1 protein-coding gene is annotated in these 1,073 nt (G+C 31.7%); it reads right to left on the bottom strand.

Annotation, left to right across the window (positions count from 1 at the left end; all coding sequences use genetic code 11):
- Positions 1 to 108 precede the first annotated feature (108 nt).
- Positions 109 to 906 (bottom strand): acylphosphatase, encoded by a 798-nt coding sequence (locus ACTWQB_RS17320; protein ID WP_443140395.1) that lies wholly within the window; start codon positions 904 to 906, stop codon positions 109 to 111.
- Positions 907 to 1,073: the final 167 nt, after the last annotated feature.

Here is a 1,073-nt window from a genome sequence, read left to right as displayed (position 1 = left end):
TTCGGTATTTTCGAGGTCATTGTTTCGTGACGTGACACTCTCTATACTACCAAGGAGGGCTTTTTTTGTGTAACTCCAAATAACCTCATCTAGGGTCAATTTTTCTTATTACAGGAATGCTCCTTTATTTTTTTGTTTTTGGTAATCTTCTAGTAATTTATTGTATTGTTTTTCTAATTCTTCATATTCTTTAATCGTAGAATCTAGTTTTTGGCTTAACTTTTTATAGTATTTTTCGTAATTAATTGTATTCTTTGTAAAAGCTTTGAAACCTAGCATGATTTCTTTATCCCAATCAAGTTCTTCAACATTTTTCACTTTTGCTTTCTTTGGACCTTTTTTACAACTTTTAATGAATTGCATAACGTCTTCACTAGGTCCTGCTGCAATAATCTCTAAACTATTCTTTGAATGATCTTTTATATGTCCATCAATATTGTGTACAATGGCTTTTTTCTTAGCCCACTTTTTAAACCCTACATTTTTCACTTTTCCAGTCAAAATGAGTCTTTTAGATATAATTTCCTCATTTACTTCTAAAGATTTTACCTCAATATAATTCGTGTAGTTTCTTTCTAAAGTGTTTACTATGTCAACATAATCAAAATAAAAGTTTGAATATTTACCAGCATAAGGTTTAGTTTCTGGAAAATAATAATCCATTAAATGGCCGCCTATATGACGAGGTGTTCCAGCAGTAGGGAACATATGCATTGATATATTAGCGGATGCATTAACCTCTAAGACAACCGCATTTTCCCCATCGTAAAGCATATCGATACTTCCATGAGGTATGTTAGGCAGAGCTTTTAATGTATTAATCCCCATTCTTTTAATATTTTCTGGAACTTCATCCGTGATATCATATAAATCTACACCTTGTGTTAAGGTGCTTTTATATTTCACATTAATGATTTTATCTTTCTCTAATACACTATCCAGACTGTAGGGAGTGTCAATAATTTTGTGTAAATGACACTAAACCCTTTTGTAAGAATTAAGCTAGTTATTTATTATAAACGACCTTGCAGGTCGGACTGTGACTTTCTTCTTCAGTTACTAACCCCATAGCT

Origin of the sequence: Piscibacillus sp. B03, from assembly GCF_052246295.1 — a bacterium.
GTDB lineage: Bacteria > Bacillota > Bacilli > Bacillales > Alkalibacillaceae > Piscibacillus.
Note: the sequence above shows the minus strand (reverse complement) of the source record. Positions and strands in the feature narration are given on the sequence as shown.